The organism is Pseudodesulfovibrio hydrargyri, assembly GCF_001874525.1.
GTDB lineage: Bacteria > Desulfobacterota > Desulfovibrionia > Desulfovibrionales > Desulfovibrionaceae > Pseudodesulfovibrio > Pseudodesulfovibrio hydrargyri.
Genome location: NZ_LKAQ01000001.1, coordinates 780,623 through 798,010 on the forward strand (window position 1 = coordinate 780,623; position 17,388 = coordinate 798,010).

The following is a 17,388-nucleotide window of genomic DNA, read 5'->3' on the forward strand; positions in this document are numbered from 1 at the left end:
ACTATCCGGCGGACTCATCCGCCTCGCACAGGGCGATCTCCGCAGCCTCCTCCATGGTCGAGACATAGCGGATGTCCAGCCCCTCGACCACCTCGTCCTCCACGGATTTGACTGCCGCCTCGCACCCCTGCGGCAGGATGACCACGGGTATGCCCGCGCTCCGGGCGGCCATGAGCTTCTCGCGGATGCCGCCCACGGGCAGGACCTCGCCGAGCAGCGACAATTCGCCGGTGGAAGCCACGTCCTGGCGCGCCGGCCGTCCGGTGAGCAGGGAGAGCAGCGCGATGGTGATGGCCACGCCCGCACTCGGCCCCTCCTTGGAGACCGCGCCCGCCGGGATGTGCACGTGGATGTCCGAGGCGGCGTAGAACTCCGGGTCGATGCCGAACCCGTCCGCGTGGCTGCGGCAGAAGCTCAGAGCGGTCTGGGCCGACTCGCGCAGGACCTCGCCCAGAGAGCCGGTCAGGATGAGCTGCTTGGAGCCGCGCATGCGGGCCGCCTCGATGAAGATGATCTCGCCGCCGATCTCGGTCCAGACCAGGCTGGTGGCCAGGCCGACCCGGGGCTTGGCCTGGGCAGGGGTGGAGGTGTACGGCGGCGCGCCGAGCAATTCCTGCAACATGGCCTCGTCCACGACCACCTTGCCCAACCCCTCGGACAAAACCCGCTTGGCCAGCTTGCGGCACAGGGAGGCGACCTGCTGCCGGAGCTTGCGCAACCCGGATTCGCGGGCATACCCCTTGATCAGCAGGGCCACGGTCTCGCCTGGAATGGTCACCAGCCTGTCGTCCAGCCCGTGTTGGGCCATGACCTCGGGAATGAGGTAGCGGGTTGCAATCTGCAACTTCTCCCCGGGCGTGTAGCTCGGGAACTCGATGACCTCGAGGCGGTCGCGCAGCGGGGCCGGAAGGCGCTCCACCCCGTTGGCCGTGCAGATGAACAGGGCGGCCGACAGGTCGAACGGCAGGCCGAGGTAATGGTCCACGAAGGCGGAGTTCTGCTCCGCGTCGAGCATCTCGAGCAGGACCGAGACGGCGTCGCCCTGAAAGTCCTGGACCGCCTTGTCCACCTCGTCGAGCATGATCACCGGGTTGCGGGTGCCGACCTTGCGGAGGCCCTGGATGATCCGGCCGGGCATGGCTCCCACGTAGGTCCGCCGGTGCCCGCGCAGCTCGGCCTCGTCGCGCAGCCCGGCCAGGGACAGGCGCATGAACTTGCGCCCCAGCGCCTCGGCGATGGCCTTGCCGATGGAGGTCTTGCCCATGCCCGGAGGGCCGGTGAAACAGAGCACGAAGCCCCGCAGGTGCTGCGCCCGGAGACTCTGCTCCCACAATTCGGCCACGTGCCGGCGCAGCTTGGTCAGGTTGACCGGCTTGCCCAGGTACTGGTCCGCGCCCCGGCGCATGGCGTCCACGGCCGTCTTCACCGTTGCATATCCGGTGATCATGATGACCTTGGTGTCGGGCCACCGCTTGCGCAGGACCTGGAGCAGCTCCATGCCGTCCATACCCTCCATCTTGAGGTCCGAGACCACGATGTTGGCCGGTTCGCGCTCCATGGCCGCAACCGCCTCGAGCCCGTTGCCCACGGCCTCCACCTCGTAGCCGTCGGCCTGGAAAACGATGGTCAGGTTCTCGCGGGCGATGAGTTCGTCGTCCACCAGCAGGATGCGCGGATTGCGCCGGGAGCAGAGGCTCTTGACGGCCAGAAACTCGAGGATGCGGTCCTTGACCCGTTGCAATCCGTAATGGCGGGCGTCGAGGACCTCCTCGGCCCGGATGATGTCCAGATTGTCGCGGGTGGCCGTGTTCCACGGCAGCGAGAGGATGACTTCCAAAAAATTCAAACTGATGGCGTACTCAGGCGAGGCCGGGTCCAGGTTGTCCATGCGCTCGCATTCGGCCCGGGCGGTGTCCAGAATCTCCGGCGGCAGCCCGGCGGATTCGACCTGCTCGCGCAGGGAGTCGTGAGCCGGTGTGGGGGGCGGCGAGGGCCGCGCCGCAGGCGTTTCCACCGGTGCGGACGCCACTTCGCCGGGAATGGAAGACCTTCGTTTGCCGAACCAACCCATGGCGTCGCCTCCTGCTGACCTGCTTAAAGGAAATACATCCCCTTTTCACAAGCGTTGAAGTCATATTACCCTATTATAGTTATCTATCACGCAATTTTGGAGTTGTTAAGGTTGCAATGCGCAACATCGGCCTTTTTCGTCCCGACCGTGCCCGGCCCGTCTTTTTTCCACGTCGCATCTTCTTCAAAAATGCGACATAACCATGCGTTATACCAGATTTTCAAATATCCCCCCGGACAACACCGCATTCCCCCCCACAGAGATTATCCTCGCCCTTTAGTTACCCCGATCATCGTTTCTCTTGGCGGAACGACACACCGTTGCAAACTGCATCACAACCGAAAACCGCAGAATCACGCCACACAGCCATACATCGTCCCGAGAACAAGGCGTCAGCGTTGCGTATCGCATCACACTGAGTGCCACTACAAGGTTTGATTTTTCATTAATCATTATTTTTCAAGGCGTTAACACACATGACCGTCTTGGCATGTGTTTTGATTCACAAGCCAGCAGACAGGGGCGAAAAGCAATCTCCAAACCTGCAGCAAGGAGTTGAGAAATGGCCCTCTTCAATTCGGTCAAGAGAATGGTGGACAAGCATTATGCGGCCCAGGCCGCGGCGAACTGTAACACATGCAGCGTGGGCACGTGGGTCGTCTGCCATGAAAATCATTTATTGGAGAAATCGGGAGGTTCTTCGATGAAGACTTTTTTCAAGCGTATCTCCGGAAACCATAGCCAAACCGTCATCCCCGCACCTGCCGCCGCCACGGCAGCCGCTTCGGCCGCCGCCGATTGCGTCTGCAATGAAAGGCAGCAGTGCAAGATTCTCATCGTCTGCAAGGGCCAGGAATTTTCCCGTGGCATCGCGGACTACGCGGTGGACATGGCCTGCAAGACCCGCAGTTCCCTGGTGGCCCTGAACATCGACGAATCGGGCAAGGACTTCGACGGGTTCCGCAGCCAGGCGCAGCGCAACATCGAATACTTCAACGCCAGGGCGGCCGACGCGGGCCTGGCCTTCAGCCACGAAATCCAGCAGGGGGACGAGAACGCCATCGTCGCCCGCATGCATGAGAAGGACCCGAGCTTCCGTTACGTCATGGACGACTCCGCAGCCGTCTGCAAGAACAGGAGAAGCATCCCCGTGTACACCCGAGCTACGTTGCGGGCGAAATAAGACGCCCGCAACGTAGAAAACTCACGTTTCCCAAGGACGCACAATGACCCCAGAGATCATAACGGTTCTGGCCGTTCTCGTATTCGCCGTACTCCTCTTCATCTTCGAATGGGTCCGGGTTGACGTGGTCGGCATCATCATGATGGTGCTTCTGCCCCTGCTTGGCCTGGTCACGCCGAAACAGGCCATCAGCGGGCTGAGCAGCAACGCCGTCGTTTCCATCATCGCCGTCATCATCATCGGCGCCGGACTGGACAAGACCGGCGTCATGAACTCCATGGCCCGAGTCATCCTGCGCTTCGCCGGAAAGAGCGAATCGCGGATCATGACGCTCATAGCGGGCACCGTGGCCATCATATCCGGCTTCATGCAGAACATCGGGGCCGCGGCCCTGTTCCTGCCCGCGGCCAAGCGCATCGGCAACCAGACCGGCGTGCCCGTCGGCCGCCTGCTCATGCCCATGGGCTTCTGCGCCATCATCGGCGGCTGCCTGACCCTGGTCGGGTCCAGCCCGCTCATCCTGCTCAACGACCTGATGGTCGTGGGCGGCAAGAAGTACGACGCGTTCGGCCTGTTCAGCGTGACCCCCGTGGGCCTGCTGCTCATCGCCGCCGCGCTGCTCTACTTCATCCTGCTCGGACGGTTCATCCTGCCCGCCCGGTCCGACGAGGAGAGCTCCGGCCCCATGTCCTCGATCCTGACCGGCACCTACAACAACGTCGGTTCCCTGTTCGAGCTGGCCGTGCCCGCGGACTGGACCAACGACGCCCCGCTCAAGTCCCTGGACCTGCGGCCCATCTACTTCTGCACCCTGGTGGCCATCTGCCGCGAGAACGGCAAGCAGCACATCTTCGCCCCCCTGCCGGACGAGACCATCCGGCCGGGCGACGAGATCGTGGTCGTGGGCCCGCAGGAGTTCGTGGAGCACATGGCCGAGGACCTCGGCTGGGAGCTGCGGCCCGAACTGACCACCTTCGCCGAGGAACTGTCCCCGAACAACGCGGGCATCATGGAGGGCATCGTCACCCCCCGCTCCGAGTTCATGGGCAAGACCATCGCCGAGCTGCGCATCCGCGAACGGTTCCAGGTCTCTCCCCTGGCCATCTTCCGGGGCGACAAGATCTTCGTCAGCGGATTGTCCGACATCATCATCGAGTCCGGCGACGCCCTGCTCCTGCACGGCCGCTGGGAGATGTTCCACATGCTCAAGGGACTGCCCGACCTGGTCTTCACCGAGACGGTCAAGGGCGAACTGCTGCGCACGGACAAGGCCAAGATCGCGCTCATGTGGCTGGCCGTGTCCCTGGTCATGATCCTCGGCTTCCACGTGCAGCTGTCCATCGCGCTTCTGACCGGCGCGCTCGGCATGGTCCTGACCAAGGTCCTGACAATCGACGAGGCCTACCAGTCCGTGGACTGGATGACCGTGTTCCTGCTCGGCGGGCTCATTCCGCTGGGCATGGCCTTCGAGAACACCGGCGCGGCCAAGTTCATCGCGGACACCATCATGGCCGCCCTGGGCACGCCGTCCGCCCTGGTCCTGCTCACCGTCATCGGCATCCTGACCTCCTTCTTCACCCTGGTGGCCTCCAACGTGGGCGCCACCGTGCTCCTGGTCCCGCTGTCCATGAACATGGCGCTCAACGCGGGCGTGGACCCCAGGGTGGCCGCCCTGACCGTGGCCGTGGCAGCGTCCAACACCTTTGTCCTGCCCACCCACCAGGTCAACGCGCTGATCATGCGCCCGGGCGGATACCGCACCATCGACTACGTCAAAAGCGGGGCCGGGATGACCGTGCTTTACATGGTTGTCATGATATCCGCCTTGATGCTATTCTACTGATCGCCGACGGGGCGCCGGTAGTCGTTACCGGCGCCCTTTTTGTGGCAATTGAGGATCCACGAACTGTAACTCACAGCCCGCCAAGGATTTTTCAACGACGTTGCGCCTCGACCCAACGACGGATTGTTGTCCGCCGCCATGGTTGTTCGTGGCGTTTTCGTCGTATTAAAGGAGAGAAACTGAATGAAGCCATCGTTGTCGAAAACCTTTGTCGAAACGTTCCTCGGGAACGCTCCCTCATGGTACAAGCTGACCATCATCGCCTTTCTCGTGCTCAACCCCGTGCTCATCCTCACGGTCGGAAAATTCGTCGCCGGATGGGCGCTCATCGCCGAATTCATCTTCACCCTGGCCATGGCGCTGAAGTGCTACCCGCTGCCCGCGGGCGGCCTGTTGGCGCTGGAAGCCGTGATCATGGGCATGACCTCGAGCGAAACCGTGTACCACGAGGCGCTGAAGAACTTCGAAGTCATCCTGCTGCTGATCTTCATGGTCGCGGGCATCTACTTCATGAAGGACTTTTTGCAGTTCACCTTCACCCGCATCCTGGTGCGCGTGCGCTCCAAGAAGGTCATCGCCCTGCTCTTCTGTCTGGCCGGCGCGGTTCTGTCCGCCTTCCTGGACGCCCTGACCGTGACCGCGGTCATCATGGCCGTGGCCTTCGGCTTCTACAACGTCTACCACCGCTTCGCTTCCGGCAAGGGCGCGGCCGACAGCCACGACCTGGTCAACGACGAAAGCGTCAAGGAGACCACCCGCGCGGAACTGCTCGAGTTCCGAGGCTTCTTGCGCAACCTGATGATGCACGGCGCGGTCGGCACCGCGCTCGGCGGCGTGTGCACCCTGGTGGGCGAGCCGCAAAACCTGCTTGTGGGCGGCGAGATGGGCTGGCACTTCATCCCGTTCTTCCTGCACGCCATGCCCGTGACCATGCCGGTCCTGGTCATCGGCCTGCTGACCTGCCTGGCCGTGGAGCAGTTCCACATCTTCGGCTACGGTTTCCAGATGCCCGGCAACATCCGCTCCTTCCTGCTGGAAACCGCCGTGCAGATGGAACAGGAGCAAGGCCAGAAGGGCAAACTCAAGCTGATCATCCAGGCCTGCACCGGCCTGTGGCTGGTCCTGGCCCTGGCCTTCCACCTGGCCGCCGTCGGCCTCATCGGCCTGTCGGTCATCATCCTGCTGACCTCCCTGACCGGCATCACCGAGGAACATCAGCTCGGCCACGCCTTTGAGGAAGCCCTGCCCTTCACCGCCCTGCTGGTGGTCTTCTTCTCCGTGGTCGCGGTCATCCACTCCCAGGAGCTGTTCGCCCCGATCATCGAGTTCGTGCTGAGCCTGAAGGGCCAGGACCAGCTGGCGGCCTACTACGTCGCCAACGGCCTGCTCTCCTCCATCTCGGACAACGTCTTCGTGGCCACGGTCTACATCTCCGAGACCAAGCTGCACTTCGTCCACGTGCTGGGCGCCATCCCCGACATCGGCATGACCGGCCAGGCGCTGATGGACAAGATGACGGACCCCCACATCGCCCGGGCCGACGTGCTCGCCACCCTCCCGCAGAACGCGGCAACCATGGTCAAGGAGACCATGGAGCACTTCGACAAGCTGGCCGTGGCCATCAACACCGGAACCAACATCCCGTCCGTGGCCACCCCCAACGGCCAGGCGGCCTTCCTGTTCCTGCTGACCAGCGCGCTCGCCCCGATCATCCGCCTGTCCTACGGAAGAATGGTCATGCTGGCCCTGCCGTACACCATCACCATGTCCATCACCGGCCTGTTCGCCGTGTACGCCTTCCTCTAGGTTCCCAAAGGCGCGGCCTTCAACAACGCAAGGGCTCCCGAGATCGTCTCGGGAGCCCTTTTCACGTCCTTGCCCGGCGGTTCGGGCTGCCGGGCGGCACCCTCTACGGTTTCAGCTCGCGGTCGGCGTATTCGAAATAGCGCCCGCGTTTGATGCAGAACTCGTGGTCGAAGAAGGTCGACGAGATCAGGAACTCGGCCGAGGAGCGGTTGGAGGCCGTGGGAATGTTGTAGAGCACGGCCAGGCGCAGCAACGCCTTGACGTCCACGTCGTGCGGCTGGGGCTCCATGGGGTCCCAGAAAAAGAACAGAACGTCCACCTCGCCGTTGCTGATCATGGCCCCAAGCTGCTGGTCCCCGCCCAGGGGGCCGGATTTGAGCCGCCGAACGCGCTTGTGTTCCGCGCCGGCATCCTCGTTCTCGGCCAGGAGATCCTCCACCAGCCGCCCGGTGGTCCCGGTGGCGACCAGGCGGTGCGGGGCCAGGGCCTCGCGGTTGCAGTCGATGAAATCGAGCAATTCTTCCTTGCAGTTGTCGTGGGCGACCACCGCAATATTCTTGATCCTGTCCATGTATTCTCCGGGCTTGAAGTTGTCGGCCGCGCACACGGCCGCCATCCGTTCAATACCATCCGCCGGGGGCGGGAACAAGCCGGAGCGAGCCCCCAAAAGATAGGCCCGATTTTCCCCGAACCGTCTTGACGCGGACCGGGAGCGCAGTTACCCTTTGGGCTATCAATGTATACCACGCGTATGAACATCTGACACAACGTAACAACAATGTCGCAACGGACCGCATGCCGGCTGTCCGCAACAGCGATGCAAAGGAGAAACACCATGGCTACCAAGGAAGAACGTCGTGAGAAAGTCGTCGAAGTATTGAACCAGGCCCGGTCCATGGAACTGCAGGCCATCCACCTGTACATGAACCAGCACTACAACCTGGACGACATGGACTACGGCGAACTGGCCTCCAACATGAAGCTCATCGCCATCGACGAGATGCGCCACGCCGAGCAGTTCGCGGAGCGTATCAAGGAACTGGGCGGCGAACCCACGGACAAGAAGTCCAAGAAGGTGGAACGGGGCCAGAAGATCGAGGTCATCTACACCTACGACTCCACCGAGGAAGACGACACCATCGACGCCTACAACCAGTTCCTGCTGGTCTGTCGCGAAAACGGCGACTCCATCAGCGAGAAACTGTTCGAGACCATCATCGACGAGGAACAGGCCCACTTCAACTACTTCGATGCGATCAAGGGACACATCGAAAAGCTGGGCAACACCTTCCTGTCCCGCATCGCCGGCACCCCCTCGTCCACCGGCCTGGCCGACCAGGGCTTTGTCATCAACGCCCAGAACGCCTAGAACCGCGCCCTCCCTCAGCGCATGAAAAAAGGCCCGGCCAGTGTACACTGGCCGGGCCTTTCCGTTTGATTGCGCGTAAAAGCTAGTCGCGGATGACCGACTTGATGTTCACGAATTCGCGGATGCCGAAGGCGGACAGTTCGCGGCCGAAGCCGGAGCGGCGGATGCCGCCGAACGGCATGAGCGGGTCGCTGCGGACCAGGCCGTTGACCACCACCTCGCCCGCCTCGATGCGCCGGGCCAGCTCCAGGCCGTGCGCGCCGTCCCCGGTCCAGACCGAGCCGCCCAGGCCAAACGGGGTGTCGTTTGCCATGGCCACGGCCTGTTCCTCGTCCTTGGCCCGGAAGACCAGGGCCACGGGGCCGAAAAACTCCTCGCGGCAGACCTCGGCGTCAAAGGGCGCATCCGCGATGATGGTCAGGGGATAGAAGGCTCCCTCGCCCTCGGGCAGGACCCCGCCCTTGACGATTCTGCCGCCCTCGGCCGCGCAGCGCTCCACCTGGCGTTGCAGTTCGGCGCGCAGGCCGGTGGAGGACATGGGCCCGACCACGGTGTCCTTGTCCATGGGGTCGCCCATTTTGAGGGCGTCCATCTCCCGGCCCAGGGCGGCCAGAAAGTCGTCGTAGACCGCGTCCGCCACGATGAACCGCTTGGCCGCGATGCAGGTCTGGCCCGCGTTGGCGCAGCGGGACATGGCCCCGACCTTGGCCGCCTTGTCGATGTCCGCGTCGGCCAGGACCACGAACGGATCGCTGCCGCCCAGCTCCATGACGCACTTCTTGAGCCGGGCGCCGGCAGCGGCCGCGACCTTGCTCCCGGCCCCCTCGCTGCCGGTCAGGCTCACGCCGATGACCGAGTCGGCGTCGAGCACGGACTCCACCTGGCGCGCCCCGATGAGCAGGGTGCGAAAGACGTTGTCCGGGAACGCGGACTCGCGGAAGGCGGATTCGATGGCCAGGGCGCACTGGGGCACGTTGGAGGCGTGCTTCAGGACCACGGTGTTGCCGGCCATGAGCGAGGGCGCGGCCACGCGCAGAACCTGCCAGAAGGGGAAATTCCACGGCATGACCGCGAGCACCGTGCCCATGGGGGCGAAGTCCACATAGGCCTCCTGCCCGCAACCGGCCACCGGCTCGGGGGTCAGCATGGCCTCGCCGTTTTTGGCGTAGAACTCGCACACGCCCGCGCACTTGAGGACCTCGGCCCGGCCGAAGCTCACGGGCTTGCCCATCTCCTCGGCCATGATCGCGGCGAACTCGTCCGCCCGCGCCTTGAGCACTTCGGCCAGGCTGAGCAGGCACTCGGCCCGGTGGGCGAAATCGGTGTTCTTCCAGGACGCATATCCTTGGGCCACCGCGCGAACGGCTTCGGCGGTCTGCTCGGGGGTGAATTCGTCGAACTGCTTCGTGACCTTGCCGGTCAACGGATTGAGACTCTGCAGAGGCATTTTTTTCTCCGGAAAAAAGGGGTGAAACACTCCGGAACCGGCCTGGGGAGTGCGGTAACCGGTTTCCGATCAAGCGGGATGCGCCGGGCCAAACGGCCGGTCCGGCGCATTTTCCGGGCTTAAGCCAGAATCCCCGGGTTGTCCAGCATCAAGTCCGCACGGGCATGATCCCCGGACGGGCCCGTTCGGCGCGAGACGGCCTCCGCCGCCATTTGGGCTGGACAAACGGGTCGGATTCGTTGAACCTGTAACCGCTTAGATTCCAATGCCCGAAGGGCGAACCAGGCAGACAAGGACCTCCCATGAAGATACAAAGAGTTTTGGTCACCGGGGGCGCGGGCTACATCGGGACCCACACCTGCATCGAACTGATCGCCGCCGGATACGACGTGATCTGTGCGGACAACTTCAACAACAGTTCGCCCGTGGCCATGGAGCGGGTGGAACGGATCACCGGCACCGCCATTCCGGTGCACCGCATGGACTTCTGCAACCTGGACGAGGTGCGGGCCCTGTTCCGCGAGGAGGCCATCGACGCGGCCATCCACTTCGCCGGGCACAAAGCCGTGGGCGAATCCGTGCAAAAGCCGCTCATGTACTATGAAAACAACCTGCTCAGCCTGATCAACCTGTGCAGGGCCATGGGCCCGGGCAGGGCCAAAAACATCGTCTTCAGCTCCTCGGCCACGGTCTACGGCCTGTCCGACAGGCTCCCTCTGACCGAGGAAACCCCGACCAGCGCCTACAACCCCTACGGTCGCACCAAACTGTACATCGAAGAGATTTTGAAGGACCTGCACACGGCCGAGCCGGACTGGAACATGTCGATCCTGCGCTACTTCAACCCGGTGGGCGCGCACCCCTCGGGGCTCATCGGCGAGGACCCGGCGGACATCCCCAACAACCTCATGCCGTACATCGCCCAGGTGGCCGTGGGGCGGCTCGAAAAACTGAGCATCTACGGCGACGACTACGACACCCCGGACGGCACGGGCGTGCGCGACTTCATCCACGTGGTGGATCTGGCCCGGGGCCACGTGGCCGCCCTGCGCAAGCTCGAGGCGGAGCCCGGCTACACGGTCCACAACCTGGGCACGGGCAAGGGATGCAGCGTGCTCGAGCTGGTCCGCGCCTTCGAGCGGGTCAACAACGTCACCATTCCCTACGAGATCACCGCCCGCCGCCCCGGCGACGTGGCCGCCAACTACGCCTCCACGGACAAGGCCCGGAACGAGCTTGGCTGGCAGGCGACCCACACCATTGAGGACATGGTCCGCGACACCTGGAACTGGCAGTCCAAGAACCCCCAAGGCTATCGGGACGCCGATGGATAAAGGCAATGTTTTAGCGCGGAAACGCGCTTTAAAGGGCTCGGCGGGCGGAGCCGCCGCGAGCCGTCCGGAATTACCGCACACCAGGCGCGCCCCTGCGAGACGGCACTGTTCGGTCCGACGACAATGGTAACGGATTGGGTTGCCTACGCGGTATAATACTCCATCATGGCATCCACCATGGAGACCGTTTCGGGGTTGTTGCTTTCGAACACCCCGACCATGGACACGTCGCGGTCCACCTTGTGGCGCAACCGCCTGCAATAGAATGAGACCGTCTGCGCAAGATGGGGCAGGGTGAAAAACACCTCGAAAAACGAGGATGTCGCCAGCTTCTCCGCCAATTCCGGGGGGATATCCTTGAAGGAGATACGCAATCCGCCCTGGGAAATGTCGTCCACCACCACCGGATAACTCCGCATCTCCCTGTCGGAAAACTTTACGCATGATATCGCGGGAAGCGACACATCCACCCGATGGTAACGCCGCCGCTCCTTGCCGTTCATCGACCAGTCCCGGCTGATGAAATGCTTCAGGGTCCCTTCCACGAGGTTGGAAACATACTGGGAACAGTCCAGCCCCTCAGCTCTGGCCACGCGCTTGAGTGCCTGAAAATTCTCACGATCCATGTCGAAACATATTTTCACCGATTCAGACATCTTTACAACTACCTTAAAACGTATCGTGCAGTGCGTGGGGCGGTTCCCCCGGAGCCCCGTTCCAATACCTCAACAATCTTTAATAATTTTGCAAAAAACATACCGCGTCTGTTGCACGATTCCACCCTTCCGTCACTCCGTACGGGAGGCGAAGGGGTGATCTCCCGCGACATGCGAAATCGATCCGAAATTATCGAATAATACAATGGAGCTAGAAGCCCGCTCCCAACCGGAAGCCGAACACCAAAAAAAGCGCTCCCGCCATCCGACCGAAACAATTCCGCGCCGGACAGGGCCGGGAACCCCTTACACAGTGTCTGGCAATCCGACATCGAGCCGAACAAGATGGAATCCCGCGACAAGGATATCCCGCCTGCGGTCGTGGCGGCCGTACCGATAACGGTTGAGGAAATCTGACGTAAAGACGGGCGCGCCCGTCGGCGTCCCCGAGGGAGGATCGGCCCGGAACCGGCTACATGAGGAAACGCTGAATGCGCGGTTTGTCGTCGGTCTCGTCCGAGACCTGGACGCCCACTTCCACCGGGTCGTCCAGGACGATACGCTTGGGAAGGCACTCCAGGGTCGTGACCGAATCGTCCACCTGGAAGGTCACGCTCAGCCCTTCGATCTGCTGGAGCATGCCGGCGAACACGTGCCCTTTGTCCTTGAATTCAAGGAGCATGCCCTGGTTCGAGATGTTCCGGATCTGGACGGGAAAGACCATGATCTCCCCGCTGGATTTCAACACCTGGACCAGTCCGGGGATCGTGACGGACCTGCGCGGGCAACACCGCCTGTCGTTGGCGTCCGGGGCGTCTTCCGCCAGGGCGCTCCCCAAGAGCGCTCCGAGCCGGTTGACGATCTCGGTGAGCGCGGCGCCGTCCTTTACGGCGACATGCATCCGTTTATTGATCTTGTAGTCGTACATGTAATTTTGAAAGCAAATTTCGCGCCAAAAAGACGCGACCTGCGGAAAAAATCAAGACGGCCGATCAGGGCGCGTCAGCTGCTTTTCAGGGACAGGTTGTGCTTGCTCAACAGCTCGTACAGGCGGGCGCGGGAAAGGCCGGAGAGCTTGCAGGCCGTGGAGATGGAGGCGTCGCTGAGCTGAACCAGCCGCACGAGGTAGGCCTGTTCCATGGCCTCCACCGCTTCCTGGCGTGCCGCCTTCATGATCGGGAAGTCCTCCACCGTGGCGGGCAGGGAGAACTGGCTCGGCATGACGCCCGCGTCCTGCGTGGGCTGGCCGTTTTCGCCCATGTCTTGAAACACGCGGCGCATGCGCAACTGCTGGGGAAGATGGTAGATATTCAAGTACTTGGAGAAGCGGGCCTTCTGCAGCGAGACGTGGAGGACGTTGACCAGCTCGCGCACGTTGCCGGGCCAGTCGTAAAGCCGCAGGGTCTCGATGAACTGGGGATCGACCTCCTTCGCCTCCATGCCGTTCTCTTTGCACAGGGAGGGCAGGTAGTGCCGGGTCAGCATCTCGATGTCGCCGTTGCGTTCGCGCAGGGGCGGCAGGTCGATGATCACGCTCTGCAACCGGTAATAGAGGTCGCTGCGGAATTCGCCCCGGGCGACCATCTCCTCGAGATTCCGGTTGGTGGCCGCCACCAGCCTGAAATCGCTGTAGACCTCCTTGCTGGAACTGAGCGGGCGGAAGGTCTTCTCCTGCAGGACGCGGAGCAGGGACTTCTGGATACCCAGGTCGAGATCGCCGATCTCGTCCAGGAACAAGGTTCCGCCGTGGGCCAGGTGGAACAGCCCCTTGCGGTCCTGGTCCGCCCCGGTGAAGGACCCCTTGGAGTGGCCGAACAGCAGGCTCTCGGCCAGCGTCGAAGGGAGATTGGTGCAGTCCACCACGATGTACCGCTTGTCCTTGCGGTCGCTGTTGTTGTGCAGCGCCCGGGCAAAGAGCTCCTTGCCGGTCCCGGTCTCGCCGGTGATGAGCACGTTGCCGTTGCCCTTGGCGGAGATGGCCAGCCGTTCGAGGCACTGGTTCAGGGCGGGGCTATCGCCGATGATCTCGTCGCGGATCAGGGTCTCGGTCCGCTCTTTCCGGACGGTCTTCTGCTGCAGCAGATTCTGGATGACCTGACGGAAGCGTTCCTCCTTGATCGGCTTGACCAGGTAATCCTTGACCCCTGCGGCAAAGGCCTGGGAGATGTAGTCGGTATCCGGCTCTCCGGTGAGCATGACGATATCCACGTCGGGGTCGAGCTCGGTCAGACGGGGGATGTGGGCCAGCCCGCTGCCCTCGTGGAGGTTGAGGTCCAGAAAGATGATGTCGAAGTGGCTGCTCTTGAGGAGCGTCAGCCCTTCTATCCCGGAATACACGCAATGGCAGTCGTAGCCCATCTTCTTGACGATGGACTCGACGACGGCGCATTGGAACGGGTCGTCATCTATGAGTAATATCTTTCCCACTAAAGACTCCACTCCACAATTTCCTATCCCTGACCTGCGGCCCTGCGGACAACGGATACCGGACAAAAGTTAGCGATTCTATACATAGGCGCGTTTTTTCTGTCCATAGGAGAAACTCCCGTTTCCGTTTTTCCCGGACAAAGACCCTCCGCAGGGTTAAAAACCCGTGTAACCCCTTGCTTTCAGCATACCCCTCTTCTCCGATTTTTCAAGACTTTCCGGTTCGAATTCGTGAAGGACGATGCCGAACGCCGAAAGCCGGGCGGGAGCACCGCCGGCAAAAAGGCCGGACAGTCCGCGGACTGTCCGGCCTTCCATTACTTTAACGGTGGACGCGGATCAGAAAAAGCGCTTTCTCCTGCGACCGTAGAGCAGCAGCCCCAGGCCGCCAAAGCCGAGCAGCAGGAAGGTGGAGGGTTCGGGAGCGGGGACCAGGGCCTCGCCGAAGAGCACGTCGTTGCCGCAGGTCATGGCGAAACCGTAGGTAAACGCCCTGATTCCCGAGAAATCGAGGTTGATGTCGGACCAATTGGTCTCGCCCAGGCTGTTTTCCGCGATCCAGTAATCCCAGCCGTCGTAGCCGACGTCCGACAGGACGTCATCCAGGTCGACCCAGGCCCGGACCGGGTGATCATGCCTGCCCTCTGCGCCCCGGGGCCAGAAGGACTCCTGGTAGCCGACCCGATTGCCGTTTTCATAGGACAGATCATCCAAGGCGAACAGGCCGTAGCCGAACTCCTCCCTGGAGATGGACCCGTCCCCAAAGACCCGCAGCGTGTGGTGCAGGACATAGTCCCACGCCCCGTCCTGATTCGTATCGAAGAACCAGTCGCCGGGAACGAGACTCCGGCTGGTGCTCGAGTAGTTCAATTGGATTCCGGAAAGGGTGTGGCCGTCGAAGATGAAGTTGCCGCCGGTAATGTCCGGGGTCCCGATGACATCCCGGTTGTTTTGCGGGACCCACCAGCCGTTGACAACGTCCCGGTTGCGGTTCCCGTATCCGGACCAGTAATTCACATCGTCCCCGAACGCCACCGAATACGCCCGGGCGTACGGGGCCTGGAGCAGGCAGATGGCGAACAGAGCTATTGCAATAAGGCGTTTCATGGTGTCTCCCACGTTGAATTCCCCGTTTTTTTCTTACCGGAAATAAGCACAAAACATGCCAGACATGTAAAACACGGGTTTTGACGTCCTGAACGTATGAAAAATGTCATTTTACCCGACATTTTGTCGGACTCTCTTACATTTTGTGCTTGTTTGAACATGATGCCATAGATTTTAACCATGGAATGTGAAAAAAAACGGGCCAACCGCCGATAACCGACAGGGTCGGCCTGTCCGGGAAGGGGGCTGAGTCCGCCCAACCCCGCAAAAAAGAACGAGAACAATTATTGGTTGCACCTTTACTCGCCATTGTGGATACTTATTTGAATGAGAACGACCAACCCACATTCGTGAAAGGAGCCAATATCATGGTTGAAAGAACCGAAATCATCACGTTCAAAGGCAATCCGCTGACCCTCATAGGCCCTGAAGTCAAAGTCGGCGACACCGCTCCCGACTTCACCGTGATCACCAACGCGCTGAAACCCGCCACCCTGGCCGACTTTTCCGGCAAGGTGCTGGTCATCGCCTCGGTGCCCTCCCTGGACACCCCCGTGTGCGACATGGAGACGCGTCGCTTCAACACCGAGGCCACGGCGCTCGGCGACGACGTGAAAATCCTGACCGTCAGCATGGACCTGCCCTTTGCCCAGGCCCGGTGGTGCGGCGCGGCCGGAATCGAGGCCGTACAGACCCTGTCCGACCACGCCCAGGCCTCCTTCGGAGAGAACTGGGGCACCCTCATCAAGGAATTGCGCCTTCTGACCCGCGCGGTCTTCGTGGTGGGCAAGGACGGCAAGATCGCCTACGTCCAGTACCTGAAGGAAGTCACCGAGGAGCCCGACTACGAGGCCGCTCTCAAGGTCGTCCGCGAACTGATCGGCTGATCCGTCCCCGCGCTGCGCACGGCATTTTGGCCCGGAAGCAAAACTTCCGGGCTTTTTCATGTCCTGCGGCGGAGGATCCCGACCTTCCCGGCCGCGCCGTCAAGGCCTGTCGGAAAGTTTGACACCACCTTACCGGCGTCCTCACGGCCCGTCATCCACTGCCCCCCCCTCCCACCGCACCCCGATCTCCTCGAAAAAAGGCTTGGAAGGATATCCTTCCAAGCCTTTGCCCTTGCCGAAGCGACCGTCTTTTCCGAAGGCGCAGACGGGCGCGGCGCTACAATCCGGGCAGGATGGTTCCGGCCCAGGCAGTGACATCCCCCATGTCGGGGTCTCCGTCGATCTTCAGGGAATCGCCGACCAGGACCGCGCCCAGATCCTCGGCCTTCTCCTCGATGGCGTCCACCGCCCCGCAAAAGTACTCGTAGGACGAATCGCCGCAACCGAAGACCGCGACCTTCTTCCCTTGCAGCCCGGCCTTGTCCAGGTTGTCGTAGACCGGGATGAAGTCGTCCTGGAGCTCGATGGAGTCGTCGCCCCAGGTGGAAGAGCCGAGGAGCACGGCGTCGAAGCCGTCGGCCATATCCTCCACGGCCACGTCGGCCGCATTCCTGGCCTCCACTTTCCGTCCGTTCTTCTCCAGGAATTTCGCGATGGCGTCCGCCACGCTCTCGGTGTTGCCGGTGGTCGAACCGTAGACGATCAATACCTTGCCCATGGTGTTTTCCTCGTTGCGTTGAAGTTGTCTCGTGCGCACGGGCCCTCGCCGGGCCCGATACAGTATGAAGGGAAAGAGGAAATCATGTTCAACTCCAGCTCCGGCGGTTAGGCTGGCATCCGTAGTCGCGAATGCCCCATGTCAATTGCCTATAGTGAAAGTGAAAATCATTTTCACGAAAAATAGGAGGCTGTCCGCCATTTGTCAACCACCCACTTTTCCAACTTCGCCGCCTTCCCGTTCTCGCCTTTTCAGCCTGCGGGGAGCTCAACCGGTCCAGTGCTGCCCGCGCACAGCCTCCCGCTGCGTCGAACAAATGCTTGCCATTTGTCGCATGTTCAAATATCAATACATCTTGATATAAGGATATGGCAAGAAACGGAAAGCGGTGAAAGACCGCTGCGGACGGGCCGCTGTAACCGGCATAACTCGTTGAGGACCACCGGATTCGGGAAGGGAATCAACATGATGGGGCCGGAAGCCAGAAGACGTCTTGCCGGGATGCGCACCACTTCGCGACCACACCCGGCCACCCGCGGC

The 17,388-nt window shown here is 62.0% G+C and carries 14 protein-coding genes and 1 riboswitch; of the genes, 6 read left to right on the forward strand and 8 right to left on the reverse strand.

Features of this window, described 5'->3' with window-relative positions; all coding sequences use genetic code 11:
* Position 1: 1 nt before the first annotated feature.
* Positions 2-2,071 (reverse strand): S16 family serine protease, encoded by a 2,070-nt coding sequence (locus tag BerOc1_RS03605; protein WP_071544334.1) that lies wholly within the window; start codon positions 2,069-2,071, stop codon positions 2-4.
* Between the two features lie 703 nt (positions 2,072-2,774).
* Here BerOc1_RS03605 and BerOc1_RS03610 point away from each other — a divergent pair.
* The 3 genes from BerOc1_RS03610 (at position 2,775) to nhaB (ending at position 6,903) form a co-directional block, all read left to right on the forward strand.
* A complete protein-coding gene (locus BerOc1_RS03610; protein WP_084641074.1) occupies positions 2,775-3,254 on the forward strand; it encodes a putative universal stress family protein in 480 nt (159 codons plus the stop codon).
* Positions 3,255-3,297: 43 nt separating this feature from the next.
* Positions 3,298-5,097 (forward strand): SLC13 family permease, encoded by a 1,800-nt coding sequence (locus BerOc1_RS03615; RefSeq protein WP_071544336.1) that lies wholly within the window; start codon positions 3,298-3,300, stop codon positions 5,095-5,097.
* Positions 5,098-5,280: 183 nt separating this feature from the next.
* A complete protein-coding gene (gene nhaB, locus BerOc1_RS03620) occupies positions 5,281-6,903 on the forward strand; it encodes a sodium/proton antiporter NhaB (RefSeq protein ID WP_071544337.1) in 1,623 nt (540 codons plus the stop codon).
* Positions 6,904-7,006: 103 nt separating this feature from the next.
* On the opposite strand, the gene BerOc1_RS03625 is transcribed toward nhaB, so the two are convergent.
* Positions 7,007-7,474, reverse strand: a complete 468-nt coding sequence (locus BerOc1_RS03625) for a methylglyoxal synthase (protein WP_071544515.1) — start codon at positions 7,472-7,474, stop codon at positions 7,007-7,009.
* A gap of 264 nt (positions 7,475-7,738) precedes the next feature.
* Between BerOc1_RS03625 and BerOc1_RS03630 the strand changes: the two genes are divergently transcribed.
* Complete coding sequence (locus BerOc1_RS03630; RefSeq protein WP_071544338.1) at positions 7,739-8,272, forward strand: ferritin-like domain-containing protein; 534 nt, start codon at positions 7,739-7,741, stop codon at positions 8,270-8,272.
* 82 nt (positions 8,273-8,354) lie between these two features.
* Here BerOc1_RS03630 and BerOc1_RS03635 read toward each other — a convergent pair whose 3' ends face one another.
* A complete protein-coding gene (locus tag BerOc1_RS03635) occupies positions 8,355-9,719 on the reverse strand; it encodes an NAD-dependent succinate-semialdehyde dehydrogenase (RefSeq protein ID WP_071544339.1) in 1,365 nt (454 codons plus the stop codon).
* Between the two features lie 302 nt (positions 9,720-10,021).
* Here BerOc1_RS03635 and galE point away from each other — a divergent pair, with 302 nt between their 5' ends.
* Complete coding sequence (gene galE, locus BerOc1_RS03640) at positions 10,022-11,053, forward strand: UDP-glucose 4-epimerase GalE (protein ID WP_071544340.1); 1,032 nt, start codon at positions 10,022-10,024, stop codon at positions 11,051-11,053.
* 143 nt (positions 11,054-11,196) lie between these two features.
* Here galE and BerOc1_RS03645 read toward each other — a convergent pair whose 3' ends face one another.
* From BerOc1_RS03645 to BerOc1_RS03660, 4 genes are all read right to left on the reverse strand, one after another.
* On the reverse strand, positions 11,197-11,709 hold the full coding sequence (locus BerOc1_RS03645) for a PilZ domain-containing protein (protein ID WP_071544341.1): 513 nt from the start codon (positions 11,707-11,709) through the stop codon (positions 11,197-11,199).
* A gap of 472 nt (positions 11,710-12,181) precedes the next feature.
* Complete coding sequence (locus BerOc1_RS03650; RefSeq protein WP_071544342.1) at positions 12,182-12,637, reverse strand: hypothetical protein; 456 nt, start codon at positions 12,635-12,637, stop codon at positions 12,182-12,184.
* Between the two features lie 74 nt (positions 12,638-12,711).
* Entirely contained in the window at positions 12,712-14,136 is a 1,425-nt protein-coding gene (locus BerOc1_RS03655; RefSeq protein ID WP_071544343.1) for a sigma-54-dependent transcriptional regulator, read from the reverse strand.
* 339 nt (positions 14,137-14,475) lie between these two features.
* Positions 14,476-15,243: a PEP-CTERM sorting domain-containing protein gene (locus BerOc1_RS03660; RefSeq protein ID WP_071544344.1), complete on the reverse strand. Its 768-nt coding sequence runs from the start codon at positions 15,241-15,243 to the stop codon at positions 14,476-14,478.
* Between the two features lie 368 nt (positions 15,244-15,611).
* On the opposite strand from BerOc1_RS03660, the gene tpx reads away from it, so the two are divergent.
* Positions 15,612-16,130, forward strand: a complete 519-nt coding sequence (tpx, locus tag BerOc1_RS03665) for a thiol peroxidase (protein WP_071544345.1) — start codon at positions 15,612-15,614, stop codon at positions 16,128-16,130.
* A gap of 277 nt (positions 16,131-16,407) precedes the next feature.
* On the opposite strand, the gene BerOc1_RS03670 is transcribed toward tpx, so the two are convergent.
* A complete protein-coding gene (locus BerOc1_RS03670; protein ID WP_071544346.1) occupies positions 16,408-16,848 on the reverse strand; it encodes a flavodoxin in 441 nt (146 codons plus the stop codon).
* Between the two features lie 324 nt (positions 16,849-17,172).
* Positions 17,173-17,360: riboswitch (cobalamin riboswitch) on the forward strand.
* Positions 17,361-17,388: the final 28 nt, after the last annotated feature.

Excerpts from the sequence above, each read along its gene's own strand:
- BerOc1_RS03605 (WP_071544334.1), bottom strand. The coding sequence starts at position 2,071 with ATGGGTTGGTTCGGCAAACGAAGGTCTTCCATTCCCGGCGAAGTGGCG.
- BerOc1_RS03610 (WP_084641074.1), top strand. The coding sequence starts at position 2,775 with ATGAAGACTTTTTTCAAGCGTATCTCCGGAAACCATAGCCAAACCGTC.
- BerOc1_RS03615 (WP_071544336.1), top strand. The coding sequence starts at position 3,298 with ATGACCCCAGAGATCATAACGGTTCTGGCCGTTCTCGTATTCGCCGTA.
- nhaB (WP_071544337.1), top strand. The coding sequence starts at position 5,281 with ATGAAGCCATCGTTGTCGAAAACCTTTGTCGAAACGTTCCTCGGGAAC.
- BerOc1_RS03625 (WP_071544515.1), bottom strand. The coding sequence starts at position 7,474 with ATGGACAGGATCAAGAATATTGCGGTGGTCGCCCACGACAACTGCAAG.
- BerOc1_RS03630 (WP_071544338.1), top strand. The coding sequence starts at position 7,739 with ATGGCTACCAAGGAAGAACGTCGTGAGAAAGTCGTCGAAGTATTGAAC.
- BerOc1_RS03635 (WP_071544339.1), bottom strand. The coding sequence starts at position 9,719 with ATGCCTCTGCAGAGTCTCAATCCGTTGACCGGCAAGGTCACGAAGCAG.
- galE (WP_071544340.1), top strand. The coding sequence starts at position 10,022 with ATGAAGATACAAAGAGTTTTGGTCACCGGGGGCGCGGGCTACATCGGG.
- BerOc1_RS03645 (WP_071544341.1), bottom strand. The coding sequence starts at position 11,709 with ATGTCTGAATCGGTGAAAATATGTTTCGACATGGATCGTGAGAATTTT.
- BerOc1_RS03650 (WP_071544342.1), bottom strand. The coding sequence starts at position 12,637 with ATGTACGACTACAAGATCAATAAACGGATGCATGTCGCCGTAAAGGAC.
- BerOc1_RS03660 (WP_071544344.1), bottom strand. The coding sequence starts at position 15,243 with ATGAAACGCCTTATTGCAATAGCTCTGTTCGCCATCTGCCTGCTCCAG.
- tpx (WP_071544345.1), top strand. The coding sequence starts at position 15,612 with ATGGTTGAAAGAACCGAAATCATCACGTTCAAAGGCAATCCGCTGACC.
- BerOc1_RS03670 (WP_071544346.1), bottom strand. The coding sequence starts at position 16,848 with ATGGGCAAGGTATTGATCGTCTACGGTTCGACCACCGGCAACACCGAG.